The organism is Actinoplanes sp. NPDC048791 (assembly GCF_040650095.1).
Taxonomy (GTDB): Bacteria; Actinomycetota; Actinomycetes; order Mycobacteriales; family Micromonosporaceae; genus Actinoplanes.
The window spans coordinates 1-2,633 of record NZ_JBEZGQ010001097.1 but is presented as its reverse complement, the minus strand read 5'-3'; the positions used below and the strand labels follow the sequence as shown (position 1 = coordinate 2,633).

At 72.9% G+C, this 2,633-nt stretch carries 3 protein-coding genes and 1 pseudogene; all 4 read right to left on the bottom strand.

What is annotated here, in order from left to right; all coding sequences use genetic code 11:
- A pseudogene (locus AB0C29_RS42705) lies at positions 1-249 on the bottom strand (hypothetical protein); the annotation flags it as partial.
- Positions 239-1,315, bottom strand: coding sequence for a radical SAM protein (locus tag AB0C29_RS42700; RefSeq protein ID WP_360833279.1), 1,077 nt, complete (start codon positions 1,313-1,315; stop codon positions 239-241). The gene AB0C29_RS42700 and the pseudogene AB0C29_RS42705, both read right to left, overlap by 11 nt.
- Positions 1,312-2,064, bottom strand: coding sequence for a methyltransferase domain-containing protein (locus AB0C29_RS42695; protein ID WP_360833277.1), 753 nt, complete (start codon positions 2,062-2,064; stop codon positions 1,312-1,314). The genes AB0C29_RS42700 and AB0C29_RS42695 overlap by 4 nt, the downstream gene beginning before the upstream one ends.
- On the bottom strand, positions 2,061-2,633 hold a 573-nt coding region (locus AB0C29_RS42690), incomplete at its 5' end, for a hypothetical protein (RefSeq protein ID WP_360833275.1). The genes AB0C29_RS42690 and AB0C29_RS42695, both read right to left, overlap by 4 nt.

The window sequence follows — 2,633 nt, the reverse complement described above, 5'->3', positions numbered from 1 at the left end:
TGCCCCGCTCGAGCTGGGCGTAGTACTCGACGCTGACCCCGGCCAGGTCGGCGACCTCACTCCGGCACGCAGGCGGCGCGCCCAGCGCCCGACGCCGCAGCCGGCGTCGACGATCCGGGCCGGGGGCTGCGGCAGCAGGGCCGCCGTCTGCTCCCAGGCCAGGTCGTCGTAGGCGCGGCGGTGCGGGACGGCGAAGTGCTCCTCGTAGCCGTCGGCGAGCGCGTCGTAGAGGGGCCGGCTAGGCCGCAAGGGACTTCCGTCCCGCGCGCCACCGCAGGTCCGCGAGGTACGTGCCGGGCCGCCACCGCAGGTTGAGGCTGTAGTTGCTGCCGCAGCCGACGCACTCCTTGCGGAACAGCCTGGCGTGCTCCTCGCGGTATTCGGGGGCGTCGACGATGGCGGCCAGCGACCGGGAGCGAACGGTGGCGGTGGGGTCGTGGGCCCAGCACCCGCCGACCTGGCCCTGCGAGTGGATCATCAGCTTGAGCTGCGACTCGGCGCACGGCAGGTCGCGTTGCACGAGGTCGCTGAAGTGGCCGCGCAGGTAGCGCAGGTCGGAGTAGCGCGGCAGCCAGCGCCGGTCCCGGCGGGCCAGCTCCTCCAGCTCGGCCAGGGCGGCGTCGAGGCGGCCGCGGTCGACGGCGGTCTGGTCGGTCACCGCGTCCGTGCGGAACAGGAACGTGCGGTCGGTGACGAGGTTGAGGTAGAGGGCGACGCCGAGCTCCTGGGCCAGGGCGGCGATGGCCGGCAGGCTGTCCACGTTGTCGCGCATGACCGTGAAGTTCATCCGCACCTTGAGCCGGTGCCGGTCGCGCTGGGCGATCAGGTGCCGCAGATGCTCAGTGGTGGTCGCGAAGGCGCCCAGGCGGCCACGGATCCGGTCGTGGACCAGGGCGGTCGGGCCGTCGACCGAGACGTTGAAGCTGCGCACGCCCGCGGCGATGACCTCGTCCAGGACGGCCGGGGTGAGCCGGATGCCGTTGCTGTTGAGGTGCAGGTGGCGCACGCCGGCGCTGCGGGCGTACGCCATCAGCGCGATCGCGTCCGGCCGGATCAGCGGCTCCCCGCCGGTGAAGTTGACCTTGTGGATGCGCAGCGCCACGAGCTGCCGCAGCACGTCCTGCCACTCCTGGGTGGACAGCTCGCCCTTGGTGTTCGAGGTCCAGCAGCCGCAGCTGGTGCAGCGCAGGTTGCAGTTGTCGGTGAGGAACAGCTCGGCGACCAGCGGCCGCACGTGCAGCCGGGGCGCGAACCGTTCCTTGACCGCCAGCCGGCCGAAGAACGCCGCCAGCCGGGCCTTCTCACCGAGGGTCATGGCAGTCTCCTCGCCGCGACGAACAGGTTGGCCGAGCGGAACAGCCGCCCGTCCAGATGGATGCCGCGCTCCAGCAGCCGCCGCAGCGGGCCGCCGGTGAGCAGGGCGGGGATCTGCAGCCAGCGCCAGAACAGGTTGGCCCCGGTCACCACCACGGGCTCGAAGCCGTTGTCCCGCAACAACCGCAGCAGCTCCGGCGTGCGGTAGTTGGTGTGCCGGTCCTTGCCGACGGACATGTCGCCGCGCAGGTCGTCGGCCAGGTCGGTGAAGCGCTCGTGGTAGACGCGGGCGCCGAAGCGGCGGGTGTAGACCCAGCGGTGCAGCCGCGGCAGCCGGAACTTGGCGTCGTCCGGGTCGAGGAACGAGAAGACGTGCCGGCGCGGCACGGTCACCACGAGCAGCCCGCCGGGGACCAGGATGCGGTGCGCCTCGGCCAGCAGCTTGGCCTCATCCGGTACGTGTTCAAGCATGTCGAGCGCACTCACCGAGTCGTAGCAGGCATCGGGCAGCTCCAGCGGCGCGCCCACAGTCAGCTGGTGCAGCGTCAGCCCGGGGTGCCGGGCCCGCACCTCCGCCAGATATCCGGGGTGCGGGTCGGCTCCTTCCGCCACGACACTGCCCGCGGTGTGCAGCACGCCGAGGAAGTCGCCGGTGCCGCAGCCCAGGTCGAGGTGCCGTCCGGTGCGCCCGTCGAGCTGCTCCCAGGCGAAGGCGTACCGGTGCAACGGATGGCCGGCGAACGGGTTCATCGCACCAGCCGCCCGCAGAGCTCGTCGAGGACGGCCACGAGCCGCTCGTCGGAGACCGCCGGTGGCAGCGGGCGCTCGGCGAGCAACCGCCGCGCGTCCTCCCTGTGCCGCGCGACCGCTCCGACCAGGTCGCCGACGTCCCAGACCGCGACCACCCGGCCGGCCCGCTCCTCGGCCCGCAGATATTCGACCTGGTGGTCGTTGCCCATCTCGCCACGCGCGGCCTCGCGCGCCACCGCCACCGGCACGCCGCCGAGCCGCTGCACCAGCCGCACGGTGTTGCCGGCGTGAGTGAGCACGACGTCCGCCGCGGCGAGCCGTTCCTGCAGCTCGTCCAGCGGCAGGAACGCCGCGTGCGGGCAGGGCGGGACGACGGTGGACGTGCCGGTCTGGGCGAACACCTCGTGCCCGGCGCACAGCGGAGCCAGCGCGGCGATGAGCCGGTCGAAGGGCCAGGGGCCCATCCCGACGGTGACCAGGACGCGGGCCATCAGTAGAGCTCCCCGATCAGCATCGAGCCGATGCCCGCGCCGCTGGCCGACGGTGACGAGATCGCCGTCGCCGGTGAG

Coding starts and splice junctions, on each gene's coding strand:
- AB0C29_RS42700 (WP_360833279.1), bottom strand. CDS start 1,315: ATGACCCTCGGTGAGAAGGCCCGGCTGGCGGCGTTCTTCGGCCGGCTG.
- AB0C29_RS42695 (WP_360833277.1), bottom strand. CDS start 2,064: ATGAACCCGTTCGCCGGCCATCCGTTGCACCGGTACGCCTTCGCCTGG.